At 71.1% G+C, this 15,088-nt stretch carries 12 protein-coding genes; 2 read left to right on the top strand and 10 right to left on the bottom strand.

Annotation, left to right across the window (positions count from 1 at the left end):
• Nucleotides 1-7: 7 nt before the first annotated feature.
• Both ACGFMK_RS13375 and ACGFMK_RS13380 read left to right on the top strand, forming a co-directional pair.
• Nucleotides 8-667: a hypothetical protein gene (locus tag ACGFMK_RS13375; RefSeq protein ID WP_392761699.1), complete on the top strand. Its 660-nt coding sequence runs from the start codon at nucleotides 8-10 to the stop codon at nucleotides 665-667.
• Between the two features lie 2 nt (nucleotides 668-669).
• Nucleotides 670-1,332 (top strand): hypothetical protein, encoded by a 663-nt coding sequence (locus ACGFMK_RS13380; protein WP_392761700.1) that lies wholly within the window; start codon nucleotides 670-672, stop codon nucleotides 1,330-1,332.
• A 2-nt stretch (nucleotides 1,333-1,334) separates the two neighbouring features.
• On the opposite strand, the gene ACGFMK_RS13385 is transcribed toward ACGFMK_RS13380, so the two are convergent.
• The 10 genes from ACGFMK_RS13385 to ACGFMK_RS13430 all read right to left on the bottom strand — a co-directional run bounded on the left by ACGFMK_RS13385 (nucleotide 1,335) and on the right by ACGFMK_RS13430 (nucleotide 15,071).
• Nucleotides 1,335-2,267, bottom strand: a complete 933-nt coding sequence (locus ACGFMK_RS13385) for a hypothetical protein (protein WP_392761703.1) — start codon at nucleotides 2,265-2,267, stop codon at nucleotides 1,335-1,337.
• 223 nt (nucleotides 2,268-2,490) lie between these two features.
• A complete protein-coding gene (locus ACGFMK_RS13390; protein WP_392761706.1) occupies nucleotides 2,491-3,123 on the bottom strand; it encodes a VWA domain-containing protein in 633 nt (210 codons plus the stop codon).
• Nucleotides 3,124-3,139: 16 nt separating this feature from the next.
• Nucleotides 3,140-4,660 (bottom strand): Hsp70 family protein, encoded by a 1,521-nt coding sequence (locus ACGFMK_RS13395; protein WP_392761708.1) that lies wholly within the window; start codon nucleotides 4,658-4,660, stop codon nucleotides 3,140-3,142.
• Nucleotides 4,657-4,848: a hypothetical protein gene (locus tag ACGFMK_RS13400; RefSeq protein ID WP_392761711.1), complete on the bottom strand. Its 192-nt coding sequence runs from the start codon at nucleotides 4,846-4,848 to the stop codon at nucleotides 4,657-4,659. Before ACGFMK_RS13400 ends, ACGFMK_RS13395 begins: the two co-directional genes overlap by 4 nt.
• Nucleotides 4,845-6,479 carry a hypothetical protein gene (locus tag ACGFMK_RS13405; protein ID WP_392761712.1) on the bottom strand — a complete coding sequence of 545 codons (1,635 nt, stop codon included), beginning with the start codon at nucleotides 6,477-6,479 and terminating at the stop codon, nucleotides 4,845-4,847. The genes ACGFMK_RS13400 and ACGFMK_RS13405 overlap by 4 nt, the downstream gene beginning before the upstream one ends.
• Before the next feature lie 3 nt (nucleotides 6,480-6,482).
• The gene (locus ACGFMK_RS13410) at nucleotides 6,483-8,918 is read right to left on the bottom strand and encodes a hypothetical protein (protein ID WP_392761715.1); all 2,436 of its coding nucleotides are present in this window, start codon (nucleotides 8,916-8,918) and stop codon (nucleotides 6,483-6,485) included.
• Nucleotides 8,915-10,111, bottom strand: a complete 1,197-nt coding sequence (locus ACGFMK_RS13415; RefSeq protein ID WP_392761717.1) for a zinc ribbon domain-containing protein — start codon at nucleotides 10,109-10,111, stop codon at nucleotides 8,915-8,917. The genes ACGFMK_RS13410 and ACGFMK_RS13415 overlap by 4 nt, the downstream gene beginning before the upstream one ends.
• Nucleotides 10,111-12,741 carry a hypothetical protein gene (locus ACGFMK_RS13420; protein ID WP_392761720.1) on the bottom strand — a complete coding sequence of 877 codons (2,631 nt, stop codon included), beginning with the start codon at nucleotides 12,739-12,741 and terminating at the stop codon, nucleotides 10,111-10,113. Before ACGFMK_RS13420 ends, ACGFMK_RS13415 begins: the two co-directional genes overlap by 1 nt.
• 1 nt (nucleotide 12,742) lies before the next feature.
• Nucleotides 12,743-14,416, bottom strand: coding sequence for an Hsp70 family protein (locus ACGFMK_RS13425; protein WP_392761723.1), 1,674 nt, complete (start codon nucleotides 14,414-14,416; stop codon nucleotides 12,743-12,745).
• On the bottom strand, nucleotides 14,409-15,071 hold the full coding sequence (locus ACGFMK_RS13430) for a nucleotide exchange factor GrpE (RefSeq protein ID WP_392761725.1): 663 nt from the start codon (nucleotides 15,069-15,071) through the stop codon (nucleotides 14,409-14,411). The genes ACGFMK_RS13425 and ACGFMK_RS13430 overlap by 8 nt, the downstream gene beginning before the upstream one ends.
• Between the last annotated feature and the right edge of the window lie 17 nt (nucleotides 15,072-15,088).

Genomic DNA, 15,088 nt, shown 5'->3' on the forward strand with positions numbered 1-15,088 from the left:
GGCGGCCATGGGTGTCTTCGAAGCCATCGAGGTGCTCGCCGAGGACTGGCCGGGGATCGAGCCGCTCCTCGGTGACCAAGCGGGTGCTATCCGGGCCGCGGCCGACCGCTTCCTCAGCGAGCCGTCCGTCGACGGGATGATCCCCGAAGCCGTCGAACTGTGCGATCTCGTCGGCGATCTGCTGCCCCCGGACCATCGATTCCGGGCGGCGCTCGCCGCCGACGGGGTGGTGCGGCTGCACAGCCCGAACCTCGATCCGCGCTCGCGGAACAAGGTGATCCGCAGCGCCGCGTCACTGCGCCTTTCCCTCGTCGGCGCGCCGAGGCCCGAGGAGACGCACCGGCAAGCCACCAGGTGGCTGCTCGCCGCCAAGTCCCTGCAGGACCACCAGGTACGCGCGAGGGGCGCTGATCCGGCCGACCCTGATCTGCTCAGCCTCGTCACGGACGGCGGCAAGCGGCAATGGCCGGTGTTCCAGTTCGGGCCCCGTACCGACCTCGTCCGCCGGATCAACCGGATCCTGGACGTCGCGGACGATCCGTGGGGCGTCGCGGACTGGTGGCTGGGTCGGCACGCGTGGCTGGCCGACGTGCCGGCCATGCTGATCGGTGAGGTGCCCGACCAAGTGCTGATCGACGCGGCCGAAGCCGAACGAGCGGAGGCCTGAGCGTGCCCGACTACCTGCCGCCCGCCGAGTACCGCGGCAAGCCCAACCGCTTCCTGTTGCCCGCCCGTACGCCGTTGTGGCGGATTCATCTCCAGAGCGTCAAGCCGACCGACTTCACCCCGTACCGGGTCGGCCGCCGGGCCGGCGCGGGCCGGTTCGACGGGTCGCCCGCCGACCCGTACGCCGCGTACAACTCCGCTCTCGAACCCGGCACGGCGGTCGCGGACCTGCTCCTCGAAGGGATTCCCCTGACGGCAACGGAAGTCCGGACCGTGCGGCGCGTCGGTGTCCGCGGCCAGCGGGTCAGCGCGGTGGCGACGACGGCCGAGCTCGAGCTCGTCAGCCTGTGCGACGCGGCGGATCTCGCGGCCGTCGCGCAGGACCTGTGGCTCATCGAAGCCGAGGAGTGCGAACACCCGCAGGTCCGGCGGTGGGCCACCTGGATCAGGAGCCGATCGGACCGGACGGCCGGCTTCATCTGGCCCCCGCGCTGCCAGTCGGCCCGCCGCGCGGTGGTCCTGTTCGGCGACCGGTGCGGCCCCGCGGTCCTCGATCCGGACCCGCTGTTCGGCCTGGACCTGGACGATGATCTGGGCGCCCACTGGCTGAACTCGATGCTGGTCGAGTACCGGGCCCGGATCATGCCGCCTCGGAAGGAAACCTGAGCTCAGCCGGCGGCGTCCGGCCAGACGAACTCCACGTGACCGGTCGGCCGGCTGCGGTCCAGATAGGCGGACAGCTCGTGGCCTTTCGCCAGTTCTTCGGACGTCGACTGCGGCAGCGGAAAACCCGCGGCTCGGTAGAGCCGCATGCGGTGCGTCGTGACAGTGGCGTCGAGCACTTCGCAGTACTCGGCGGCGGCCCGGCACACTTCGCGATAGGCCCAGTGAGCCGCGGCCAGGCAGACGAGCACCCACGCCACCCGGGCACCGGCCGCGGGCAGGAAGTAGGCCCAGGCCGTGGTGAGCACAAACCACTCCAGGGCGTGCACGCGCCGGAGAACAGCTTGGGACAGCTGTTCGAATTCGGCTTTCTTCTCCGGCGGGGACACCTCCAGCAGCAGCCACTGGCAGCTGCTCATCCAGAGTCCGTGCCGGGAGAGAATCCGCTGCTGGGTGGCCGCGAACACGTTGGCCAGCCTGGTGGGCTCCAACGGGACGTCGGTCGGGAGCAGCAGGTAGGCGGGGTAGTTCCACGGGACGCCGTGGGGGTACCACCGGGAGCGGTGCTGCCGTCTCCTGGTCGCACTCGCCGCGTGGCGCGTCCGCGCCCTGTCCTGGCAGGCCCTGCCGAGGACCCGCCACCACCACCCACGCCCGGAGAGTGCCTCAAGGGTCCACCGCGGAAAGGACAGGATGACGGTGGAAACCACGAACACCCCACCGAAGAAGAACAGCGCGGGTACGACCGCCTGGGCCCAGTGGCCGCTCAGCACACCGCACAGGTCGCCGCCACCACTCGCGCACGCGGGCAGCGGCTGCGGGTGACACGCCCCCAGCACGACCAGGCCCACGGCCCAGAAGACCGTCGAGGCAAGGGAAACCGTCGCGATCAGGCGACCGGCGAACGGGCTGAGCAACGCCGTCAGCAGTTTGTCCACGGGTCACCTCAGGCGCCTTCTTGGTCCGTTTCACGCAAGCCGAAGAAGGGGTCCGGCTTCCTGATGAGCCGCTGCGACGGGTGCCGCTTCGGCCTCTTTCCCTTGCACATCCCAGTTCCCTGCGCGCTGTCCGCGTTCCCCTTCCTCCCACGACCGCACCGCGGGCAGTACCAGTCGCTGCTCGCCAGAGGGTGCCAGTTGAAAAAATCGAAGAACGCCATGGTCACCTCCTGGTGATCGCCGATCGGCCGGTGGTCAGGCCTTTGGCCATCGAGGCGATGCCCGCGCTGATCGACTGCTCGTCCGTGATCAAGCGCTCTTCGTCGCGGACGCCCTCGCACACCAGCGACGAGAGGGCCGACGCCGCTCCCTGGCCGAGGCCGCGGACCACGATCCGGACCCCCTTCAAGCACAGTTCACGCGCGAGGACGCGGGCGCGCTGGGCATCGCCGACGTCGCCGTCGCCGAAGACGCAGAACACGCGATCCACCGTCAAGGGCGCCAAGTCCCGCTTCGCCAGCTCCAGCGTCGGCACGAGGTCGGTGCCGCCACTTCCGACCGGCTCGTCGAGCCGGGTCAGCAGGCGTTCCGCCGAAGTGCCCACCGGCAGGTAGGCCTCGACGCCGTGGTGCCACAGCACGAGGCCGCAGTCGTAGTCGGCCGAAAAGGCCTCGGCCAGGAACTGCTTCCCGCCCGCCATCGCCTGCTCCAGCCGGGTGCCCAGCATCGACCCGCTGACGTCGATGCAGAGCAGCACGGCGCCCCGGTACTTCGCCTGCACCGCGGTGAAGTGCGGGCCGGGTGGCGACTGTGTCAGGCCGACGCCGTCGAACCGCTTTCGAACCCAGTCACTCAAGGTCTCCTCCAAGCCTTCACTGCCGCACGGTGAGCGTGCCGAGCGCGGTCGCGAGGCGCCGGGTCGACTCCCCGTCGACGACGCCGTCCATGTAGGCCTCGAGCTCCAAGACCGTGCCGCTGCGCGGTTCGCGCGCGGTGACCCGGAGCAGGCCGTCCTCACTGACGCGGAGCGTCAGTTCGATCGGGGAGCCGGCCGGGAGCGGCGGCAGCCCGGTCAGCTCGCCGTCCAGGACCCGCCGATTCGCCGCCGGGTCTTCCGAGGGAAGCTCACCCGCCTGTTCGAACACTTGGACCCGGACCGAGTCCTGGCCCGCCACGATCGTGCAGAACTCGGTCGTGGCGGCGGCCGGCAGCGGTGCGTTGCGGTGCACCGTGTGCACGACGACGCGGCGGTCGCCGGATGGTGCGTGGCTGTCGTCGATCAGGACACCGAAGCTGCGCGGGACGACCGAACGCGTCGACCGGCTCGCCCGGCCGGCGCCGGCCAGCTCGCCGGCCCGGATCGCGGCGCCACGGACCACGGCGTGGTCGGGGTCGAGCAGCCGCGGGGTCCGCCCCAGCCGTGCCTCGACGGCGGCCGCGATCACCGGCATCCGGGTCGAGCCACCCACGAGAACGACTTCATGGACCTGGCGGATACCTTTGCCCTCGGCGCTCGAGAGCACGCGGTCCACGATCGCGAGAGTGCGGTCGACGAGGTCCGAGCCGATGCCGGTGAGGGTCGAGCGGTCGAACGGCACCGTCACCCGCCGACCGCCGAGACGCAGCGACACCGGCCTCGACGCGCGCTCGCTCAGGTCCTTTTTGGCCACCTCGGCGATCAGCCGCACCTCGTGGAGAAACAGCTCTTCGTCGTACGGATCGGAGTCCGGCTCCGCCGCGGCGAAACTCTGCGTCAGGAAGTCGGCGACGCGCTCGTCCCAGTCGGCCCCGCCGAGGCGGCTGTCGCCGTCGGTGGCGACGACCTGGGCGCCGTCCCGCTGGATCCGCAGGACCGTCGTGTCGAACGTCCCACCGCCGAGGTCGTACACGAGCACTGTGCTGCCAGGCCGGGCCGCGACGCCGTAGTGCAGGGCCGCGGCGACGGGTTCGGCGAGCAGCTCCAGCACTTCGATCCCGGCCAAGCGCGCGGCCTGGAAGGTCGCCTCGCGCTCCCGGACGCCGAAGTAAGCGGGCACGGTGATCACCGCCCGCACCTCTTCACCCGCGTCGGCGCCGGTTTGCCGCTTGGCGTCTTCGACCAGGCTGCGCAGGATCAGCGCGGAGATCGACTCCGGGGTGTGCGCCGTCCCGTGGAAGAGCAGTTCGAACTCCTCGCCCATCCGGCGTTTGACGAGAGCCACGCCGTTGTCCGGGTCGACCGCGGCCGCGTCGCGCGCCGCCGTACCCACCAGCACCGAGCCGGGCGAGTCGAAGTAGACGACCGACGGCGTGGTGGATTCACCCAATCCATTGGACAGCACGGATGGCTCGCCGTCGGCGCCCAGGACGGCGACCGCGGAGAACGTCGTGCCCAGATCGATCCCGATGATCACACGGCCTTCCAATGCAGGTCGGTCCACGCCTGCTGCGAAGCCCGGCACCACTCGAGAAGTGCCTGCCACCAGCCGGTGTACTCCCCGAGGACAATCAGCGCCGCCACCACGACCAGGCCGACGACGACGGCGGAGACGACACTGCGATAGGTCACGTAGGCGGGCGGAACTCCGGTTCGCCGGGTCACAAGGCCTCCTCGGGTTGCTTGTCGGGCACTTCGGGATCGGCGGCGGGGACGACCGGATCAGGCCAGAGCCTCAGGCCTGCGCCGGCCGCGAGCCAGGCGAGCGGCCCGGCGGGCGAACGGGGATCGGTCGGCTGGACGCGGGTGAGCGACGCGACCACGAAGTACTCGACTTCGCCGAAGTCGCGCTCCGCACCGAGCACCAGGTTGTCCATGCCGGCCCGTTCCAGCCAGTCGCGGATGTGCCCGGGCCGCAGTTCCCCGGCGAGCGGGAGGCTGTCCAGGAGGTCGGCCTTGACGACGGTGATGGCCAGCCTGCGCTTGCCCGTGGCGACGCCGTAGTCGCGGAGCCGTTTGGCCGTCACGTGGTAGACCCGTTCCGGGTTGTCGGACGCGGGGTTCGCGCGGGCGATGACGTCCGAGTTCGCGGCGTCACCGAGCTGGTCGCGAACCCAGGGGATCGAGAACGGGTCCACGACGAACACGAGTCCTTGGGCGTGGTCCAGGAATTCGAGGTCGGTGTTGTCGTCGCGATCGGCGTAGAACTCGCCGGCGGCGTCGAACAGGTGCAGCAGGGCCCGTCGCCGTCCGGCGGTGTACCGCGCCGTGATGGCCGCGGGCAGTTCGCCCGCGGGGGTTTTCGCCGTGTCGCCCCCGGCGGAGATGAGCGAAGTCGCGTGGTCGAAGGTCTGCTGGCTGTCCTCGTCGACGAAGTCCACTGTGCCCCCGTTGGCGGCGACCCCGTTGCGAATCGCCAGCAGGCCGCTGTAGACCAGCCTGGTCTTACCCGCGGACACCGGTCCGAACACCGGGAGCCGGACGTCCGTGACGACCGCCGCGCCGGCCCGCAACGTCTCGTCGCAGCGCGGGCAGCGGGGCGGCGACTTGACGGCGATCCGCAGCACCGACGTCGGCAGCACCTTGCCGCATTCGCACCGCCGCCACAGCCCCCCGAGCCGGCCGGGCCGGACGTCGCGGTGCAGCTTCCCGCACCCGGGACAGGCGAATGCCGGCAACGCGGTCACGTGGTAGCACGTCTGACAGCTCCCGCTGGCCTTGCGCAGCCGCCGGACCGACTGGTCCGCGGCGCGCACGAGCCCGGTCGGCACCATCCAGAGCCCCCACAGCGCCAGCAGCACGAGCGCCGCGACGCCGAGGATGATCGCGGTCGCGGCGAGGGCTCCGCCGCTCACGCCGAGCCACAGCGGGCCGAACAGGAGCACCACGACGATCCGGCCTGGCCACGACCCGCGGAACATCCGGCCGATCCATTGCCAGCCGTCGGCGAGCACGTCCAGGTGGGCCACCCAGATCTGCTTCAGGTCCACCGCGGCCTGTGCGCTGAAGTAGCTCGGCCACGCGGGATCCCGGCCGAACGGGCTGTCGCCGCGCAACGCCGGCAAGCCGCTCGAGCCGTCCACGACCTGCTCTGGCGTGACCGTCGCCGGGCCGGCCCGCCGTCCGGCGAGCGTCAGGAGCGCCGACACGGCCGCGCCCAGCGCGCCGAGCCCGGCCGCGACCGGGACCGCGATGATCAGCGCGGGCAGCAGGCCCCAGAGGAATCCGGCCAGGGCCAGCCAGGCGACGAAGTAGAGCCCGACGAGGACGGCGAAGAACGCGATCACGTAACCCATGGCTCACCTCTCCTTGTTCAAGCGGGGAAGCCGGCTCAGCAGGCCGCCCTCCTTCTTGGGCGCCCGGTCTCCCCGGCTCGGGGGCGGCTTCTTGACGCGTTTCGCGCGCTCCGTCTGGCCTGCCGCGGGCCGGCCGCGCACGAACTGGCCCCAGTCCGCGGCGAGTTGCTCGTCGGCGGTGCCGAGCAGCTTCCCGATCGCCGCCAGCCGGGTGCGATGGGTCAGCTTGACCCACTTGGCCAGCTGGCTCTCGGCGCGGATCGCCGCGGTTTCCGACGTTGCGGGTACGCCGATGGTCACGAAGGTGAGCGCGACCGCTGTGTCCCCGCCTCCCCCGTCTTCCCAGTGCCGGGGCAGCTCACGCAGGAGCGCCGCCGCCAGAGCCGGCCCGGACAGCTCCACGAGGCCGATCGCGTCCGAGAGTGGGAAGCCGTCCAAGAACGCCGCGACGATCTGGGCGGCCCGCGCGGTGAGGACCGGTTCGCTGATGCGCTTCAGCGTCGCGGGCGCGGGCTGACCGCCACGTGCGGTCTTCAGCCAGTTCCGCAGCTTGACGTCTTCCTGAGCGCAAGCGGCGAGCTCGGCCCGGACCGGGAGCACCCCGAGCCGCCGGACCAGTGCGAGGGCGTTGAGGCCGTCGGCGTCCGGGCGATCACCGATCAGCTCGTCCAGCGCGCCGCCGACGTGCTCCTCGAGCCAGCCGACCACCGACCCCGTGGGCACCTCTTCCAAGAACCGGGTCAGCTCGGGCAACGTGGGCGGGGAGTACGTGAACAGCGCCCGCCACAACTGCTGCCCGCGTACGGCCGGCGGCTGTTCCCGCAGCTTCGCCGAAACGTGGTCGAACAGTTCGTCCCGCCGCTCGGAGTCTCCCGCGGCCATCGCGGCGGACGTCACGGTGGCGTCGAGGATGGTGGCCGGGTCGGTCGCGGTCGAGAGCAGGTACTTCCACCAATGCCGCCGGACGTCTTCGAAGTGGCGCTCGCCGTGCGGCCCGTCGAGCCGGCCGGTGAGCTCGTCCCGGAGCAGGTCGATCAGCTCGGCCCCGCAAGGCCAGCGCCCCGGGCTCGCCGTGGTGTCCGGGTGGTCGGCCCACCACCGGACGAACCGGTGCGCACCGGCGGCGAACGCCGCGATCCGCGGCCGGACCTCGAACCGGGCGGTCAGGACGAGCAGGTCGTTCATCCGCTCCGGCGGCACCGCGTTCGCCGCCGCCTCCGCCAGCGCGCCGAGCTCACCCGGCGCCGCGGGCGCAGAACCCGTCAGGACGCCGAGCTCGGCGGCGAACACGGCCGCGACGACGCGGTCCGCGGGCTCCCCGGTCAACGCGTGCCCCTGGATCGCCTGGTGGAGGTTCCGCAATACGGGCAGCGGCGGGCGTGCGGCGAGGACGCCGTCCACGATCGGTGACAGCACTTCTTCCGGGTGGGACACCGCGGTACCGCCCAGCCAGGTGACGAGCCCCTCGACCTGCGCGGGCCGGGTGACGGCCTCTCCCAGTGCCACGACCGACGCCGCCAGGCGATCGGCGGCGGAGGGCCGGTCGGCCGTGGCCGCGAACCGCTGCGTCAGCTCGATCGCGTCGACAGCGTCGTAGGGGTCGCCGCGCAGGAACCGGGGCACCCAGTGCCGGGCACCGTCGGTCGGCTCGACGGCCGAGTGCCGTCCGGTGGTCAGGTTGAACACGACGAACCCGTTGTCGCGTTCGGGGTTGCCGAGCGGCCCGGCCCAGTCGTCGTGGACCGCGAGGACGTCGTGACGGCTCTGCCGGGGGTTCGTGGCGAAGACCCGGAACCCGATCCGCAGGGCCCGGGACTGCGCCAGCAGAACGGTCCCGGCGGCGATCCACCCCGCCACCGTGGTCGCGTCGTCGCCGACGAAGAGCACGCGCCGCCCGTCCGGGGCGTGGATCCGGTCGAACGCCGAGTGCACGGCCAGCAGCCACTCCTCGCCGTCCGGGCGGCCGAGCACCCACTCGCGCAGCGCGTCGACACTCCACACGCCGGGCTCCGGCTCGGCCGGGACGGTGTCGCACTGAGTGGTGGCCGCGGGTTCTTCCTCCCACAGAGGCGCCGCCCAGAGCTGGGCCGGCCGGGTCAGACCGTAGCTCTCCACGTCCTTGGTGGCGATGGCGTGCGTGAACTGGTTCCCTTCGCGCACACCGTTGGCCTCGGCACCGAGGTACCTGCCGCGTGCGGTCGTGTAGACGCCTTCGTCGTGGACGTGCGTAAGCGACGGCGGGTACTCCGCGACGGGACGCTGTTCGCGCATCCAGGCCACCGGCGCCTCGTACAGCGAAGTCCGCTGTACGAGCGACATCACGTCGTGCGAAACCCCGGACGACACCGCCTGGAACTGGAATCCGGCGCCACCGCGCAGCCCCTGCCCCGGAACGCAGTCGGTGTAGTAGAGGGAGTCGAATTCGGCCGGTCCGCTCACGAGGTGCTCCGATCGATGACCTTGAACAAGCCGAGCAACCAGAGCAACGGCTCGTCGACGCGGAACGGCCGGACACCGCGGGGATCGACCCGGTTCCGGTCGTAGTCCGGCTCGGCTCCCAATGACGAAACAGCGAAGTACCGGAACTTCTTGTAGTGCGACCGCAGGTGCGCGTCGATGTCGTCGGCGTCGAGCTCGCTCAGCAGGGCACGCAGGTGCTCGTCGGTGTCCCGCCCGTGGGACTCGTCGTAGTTCGGTCCCGTCCGCGGCGGCTCCAGCAGCGGGTGGCCGTCACCCAGCATCGGGAAGAAGGCGTCGAACTTCGAGAACACGACCGCGATCGGCGTCGAGATCTTGCGGCGGGCGCTGACCCCGCCGCTGCTGCGCAGGAGCTCGGTGATCCGGGTGAGCACGTTGATCGGCGGCTCGGTCTCACGGCGGCTCAGGTCCGGCACGCGGATCCGGTCGAGGGCACCCTTGAGCTGGAACGGGTCCAGAAGCACGATCAGGCCGTCGGCCGACGTCAGATACGCCTGTGCGTTGACGAACTCCTGGGTTGTCATGTCTTCGCCCGCGGCGTCGTAGAAGGACAATGTCGTGGTGGTGTGGAACTCGCGCCCGAGGGCCCGCCTCGGCTGGCGCCACTGGAGTACCAGGGGCACCTTCATCCCGTCGGCGGAGCTGATGGTCGACTCGAAGAGCCTGCTGTCGCTGAACAGGGCCTGCTCGTAGTCGGCGAGCCAGTCGCTGACCGAGCCGATCCCGCCCTGCTGGTCGCCGGCGAACCAGATGTCCGCCGCGAACCGGCGGCGGATGTTGTTCCGCAGTTCGTGCGCCAGCACGGTCGTGTAGACAGTCTTGCCGGCGTTCTTGCCGCCGACCATGCCGATCAGCGGGCTGCGGCTGTCGGCGAAGTTGGCGGGCAACGGTGTCCGGCACACCGGGCACGCCCGGATGCCGGTCGGCGTGCCGCAGTCCGGGCACGGCGCCAGCCGAGCCGCGATGGGGTTGCGGGACTCCGGCGGCGGGAACGTCGGCAGGGACGCCGACCCGTAGCCGGTGAGCTGCTGGCGGGTCTCGTCCACGACGCGCTTGCACCGTTCGCGCCCGGGCGCGGCCCGGCCGGTGCACTGGAACCTCAGCTTGCCGGCGTCGATCCGGTGATAGCAGTACGGACAGGCCACTTTGGACATCAGGACACCTTCAGCTGATTGATGGAGGGATCCACCACACGGACACCTTCGGTGTCGACGAAGCAGCGGACCCAGTACGGTTTGCGCAGCCGTGGGAGCTGAGCCGTGAGCTCCACCTCGCGGTCGGCGGCCAGGGCACGCTCCCCTCGTGCGAGCTCGATCCCGTCGCCCGGCCGTCTCGGCATCACCGGCCCCTCGGCGACGACGAGAACCACCTGGCACCGGGCGATCTCCTGGTCGGCGCTGATCCGCACCTTCACCGTCCCACCGCCGAACACCGGGCGCCTGCTCATGTCGACGGCGTAGCGCACCGTCGGAGGCCGGTCGGGGACGACCACCTCGACGTCGGGCGAGGTGCATTCGCCGCCCTCGGTGAGCACCTTGGTCCGCACCTTGACCGTCACACCGCCCGCACCGCACCTGACACGGCAACCACCGCCCGTGCGGTACTGCTGGCGGGTGATGAGCTGCGAGCCCGAGTCGTTCGCGGTCCGCCAGCGCACATCGGCCGTGCCGACCTGTTCCGGCCACTCCCAGGCCAGCAGGACCTCGTCTCCGAGGCGGCTACCGCTGACTCCGCTGACGGGGAGGGCGATGCCGAGGGAGTCGTCGTGACCGCGGATGGCGCCGTCGGGACCCATCGTGAAGGCCACGTAGTGGAACCGGCCGGTGGGGACGTCCGCGGTGAGCAGCTGCCACCCGTCGCGCTCGTCGCGCGAGCCGGCGACTTCTTCCCCGTAGCCGGCGAGGGCGACCGGGTCCACCAGGGCCCCGAACTCCCACGGGCACGGGTGCGCCGCCCGCCGGATCACCACCTCCGTGTCCGGCTGGCTCTTCCAGCCGAGCACGACCTGGGTCGCGCCGGATTCGGCGGGGCGCAGGCTCAGTGCCCGCACCGGCATCGGCCGTCCGGTCGTCGTCGTGCGGGCACGCACCGGGGCCGAACCGGTCTCGCTACCGTCGGCGTGGCGGTACCGTGCGACGAGCGTGTAGACCTGCTCGGTGCCCTCGGGCACGGTCTTGTCGCGGAACTGCGTCCGAGTGACCGTTTTGATCGCTACGCCGTCGCCACGGCGGACGTCGACCCCGACCGCCTCCGGGTGGAGCGACCACCGCCCCTCCACAGCACCGTCCGAAAAGGACAGCTGGACATCGCCGACTCCGGGTACGACCTCGACGACCGCGCCGGCGGGCCGGGACCAGGCACCGCCGGCCACAGCGGCGAACACCGCGTAACCGACCGGGGTGGCGGCGGGCACCTGCGGGTCGAACAGCACCGTCCGGCCGGCCTCGGCATCGATGGCGACGCCGTCGTCGACGTCGGCCGGCGTCCGCGCGGGCCGGCGGACGACGCGGTACTGGATCGTGTCGTCGTGACTGGTCGCCTGCCGCCAGGACACCCGGACGCCGGCGCGGTCCTCTTGCACGGTCACGGCCAGCACCGGCTCCGGCGGCACCCGCCTCAGCTCCGCCCGGAGTTCTTCGTCGTCGGCGGCCAGCGCGACCGCCTGTCGCAGCTGGTGCCCGGCGTCCGACTCGGCGCCCGTCCGGAGGGCTTCGCGGGCCGCACCGACCAGTTCGCGCACGCGGGTGCGCTGCCGGTCCACCAGGGCGACCGCCGCCGCGGCGTCGTCCGCCCCGGCGATCGACGCGACCAGCTGCTCGGCTGCCGCGAGCCGGCCCTCTTCGAGCAGTTCGCGCACCGACGCGAGGTTCCCGGCCGGCGCTGTGGCCGATTCGTTCAGCACGCTGAACACCGCCAGGCGCCCCTCGGCGGGCTCCCAGCCGGTCGCGAGGAGCTGCTTCAGGACGGCGCTGGTCGGCACGCCCTGCCCGTGTTGCTTCCGAACCTCGTCGAGCAGGTGGAAGAGGGCCAGCTTCCGCAGATCGCTCCCGTCCTTCGCCGCCGTGGTGAGAATTCCGAGCGCCTGCCGCGCACCCTGGTTTCCCGCCCGCCGGTTCTCCCGGTCGACCGCCTTCGCGACCGCCGTCCCGGAGACGTCGGCCGCCGCCTTCTCGTCCAGGAGGTGGAACGGCTTCCGCTCGCCCAGCAGCAGCTCGACGACGCTCGCGCAGCCGGCGTCCACGAGGTGGTCGACCAGGTGGCGGTAGGTCGTGTCCACCAGACCGCTCGACTTGGGCAGCTCCAGGGGCGTCCCACGCGTGACGCCGGCCTTGACGAGCGCTTCGTCGACCTCGCCCGGGGCCAGGGACGCGTAGGTGGCCCGGACCGTCGCGTCGAGCTGTCCCGGCGCGATCAGTCCCAGCACGCCGAAGTTCTGCGCGAGGGTCTTCGCGAGATCTTCGATCCGCTGCTGGTTGGCGCCCTGGCGGGCCGTCGCGTACTCACGCCACCACTCGATCCGCGTCAGCTTCGCGCCATGGGTCTCCTGCAGCTGCTCGTCCGCCTTCAGGAACGCGCGGTAGACCTTCTGCACGTGACCGGGGCTGCTGAGGCCCTTGTTCCACCGGGAGCGGACCTCGCGCAACCGGCGCTCGACCTCGTGGTCGGCCATGCCGAGGTCGACGGCGTACCGCGCGAGCAGGTCGTCCGGCAGCTCCCGGCCCGACCAGCCGCGCAGGGGTTTCACGACGGCCTGCTCGTACGCCTTGGGATCGAATGGTGCCATGTCAGCTCGACACCGTGAGCGCGGAAACGGCGCTGACCGCTTCTTCGACCTGTTCCTCCGAGAGCACGCTGACCCGGACCCGGATGTCGAGGTTCTTGCCGGAGCTCGGCTCGGTCGCCTTGACGATCAGCAGGCCTTCTTCGTCGACCTCCATCACGATGTCTATCGGCGAGTTGCGGGGCAGCGGCGGGAGTCCTTCGATCGTCCCCCGACCGGCGTTGAGCTCCTTGTTCTCGAACATCTCGGGCCCGGCGACCGCGCCCGACTGCTCGTAGAGCTCGATCTCGATCGCCCGCTGCCCCTCGGCCACGGTGCCGGCCTTCAGCTCACGGCCACCCGTGGGCAGCGGGTCGTTGGCGTGCACCAGGTGCTGGACGTAGCACCTCTCCGGCTTGCGTTCCCAGTCCGGGTCGCTGGTGTCCTGCAGCTTGACCCCGAACGCCTTCGGCAGGACGTTCCGGGTCTGCTTGTCGGCGAGAGTGGTCAGGGTGCCGGCCGAAATACCGGTCCGGGCCTCCAGGTCACTGACCGCCTCCGCGGCCCGCGCCTCGGCGTCGGCCGAGGTGCCCGCCTGCTCCCGCGCCTCCGTCTGCTCACGGTGCACGACCCGGCCGAGCGCGTACAGCGCAGCTCCCTTGGCGACGGCCAAGTGCGGGTCGTGCAGCTTGGGGTTCCAGCCGAACTCGGCTCGCAGCCGCTCGGCCACGGCCGGCATGCTCGTCGAGCCGCCGACGAGCAGGACCTCGTCGATCTTCGCGCCCGGGGACTTCTTCTCGAGCGTCTCGAGTGTCCGGCGGACGATGTCGATCGTCTTGTCCAGGAGGTCCTTCGTCAGCTCTTCGAACTGGGCCCGCGTGACGTCGACCCGCGTGCTGGCTCCGGCGCCGCGGAGGGCGACCGGCCGTGAGTCCACTTTGGACAACTGCTTCTTGGTGTTCTCGGCGATGGTGCTCAGCGAGTGCAGGAACTCGTCGTCGTCCTCCGGATCGGTCCCGGGCGGGACCGAATCGGTGAAGGCGCTCAGCAGGTGGTCCCGCAGCCGCGCGTCCCAGTCGGCGCCGCCGAGCCGGTCGTCGCCGTCGGTGCAGACGACCTCGATCTCCTCTGCGGAGACGCGGATCACCGTGGTGTCGAAGGTTCCGCCGCCAAGGTCGTAGACGAGCACGGTCTTGTCCTGCGCGCCCGTTGTGGCCTCGTAGTGCAGTGCCGCGGCCACCGGCTCCGGCACGATGCCGATCACGTCCAGCCCGGCGATCTTCCCCGCGTTCTTGGTCGCGTCGCGCTCCAGCATGCCGAAGTACGCCGGCACGGTGATGACGACCTTGTCGACCGCGCCGCCGCTGTACTCGGCCGCGTCCTGCGCCAGCTGCTTGAGGATCAAGGCCGAGATCGACTCAGGCGTGTACGACTTCCCATCGAAGTCGTACACCGCTTTCTCGCCCATGCTCCGCTTGACGAGCGACACGACGCGGTCCGGTTCGGTCGCCGCGGACTCCTTCGCCACAGTGCCCACGACGACGTTCGACTCGTTCTCGAAGTAGACGACCGACGGTGTGGTCTCGGCGTTTTCGGTGTTCCGGCACACCGTCGTCCGCCCGCTTTCGTCGACGAACGCGATCGCCGAATACGTCGTGCCCAGGTCCATGCCGAAAACCCGGAGTGTCTCGTCAGCCATCGTTCGTGCTCCCCTCGTTCGCGTCGCCGGCTCGGTTCTGTTCGGCGGACACGGCGTGCCGCCCGCTGTCCGTCGCCACGGGGGCCGGTGCCCACCGCAGGACGTGGACCTTCGCGGCGGCGACCACCCGTCCGGTGGTGATGTCCTGGTAGCCGTCGGCGAGCACCTCACCGATCGTCCCGTCTTCGTCGGGGCTCGCGGCCGGCAAACTCTTCACCGCCCGGTGTTCGCGGCCGGAGAACCGGTCCCCCACCCGCGGAGTGACCGGAACGCTGCCGCACCGTTCGAGCGCGAGCTCCACCTCGAGCGCGAATGATTCGAGCAACGCGATCACGCGGTCCCGGCCCATTTCCGTGGGTAGCGTGCGCACCTGCCGCAGCAGTTCGCCGCGCAGGTTCTGCAGGTCGGTGACGACCGGGCGGAGGACCACGGCCTGTTCACCCGCACGCAGTCGTTCGACCTCGCCGTGCAGCTGATCGATCACGCGCTCACGCGCCTCGGCGCGTGCCTGGTGCGCCCGGAACTGCTCTCCCAGCGCGGAAACGGCTTCCGTCAACGCCGCGACGCCGACGGGCGGCGCCTCGTCCGTCGCCGGTTCCCCTTCGCCCACTTCGGGATCCCGAACGGCGACGTTCTCCAGACCTGATTCACCCACGCCATCAACTCCTGTGT

Origin of the sequence: Amycolatopsis sp. NPDC049252, assembly GCF_043197175.1 — a bacterium.
GTDB lineage: Bacteria > Actinomycetota > Actinomycetes > Mycobacteriales > Pseudonocardiaceae > Amycolatopsis.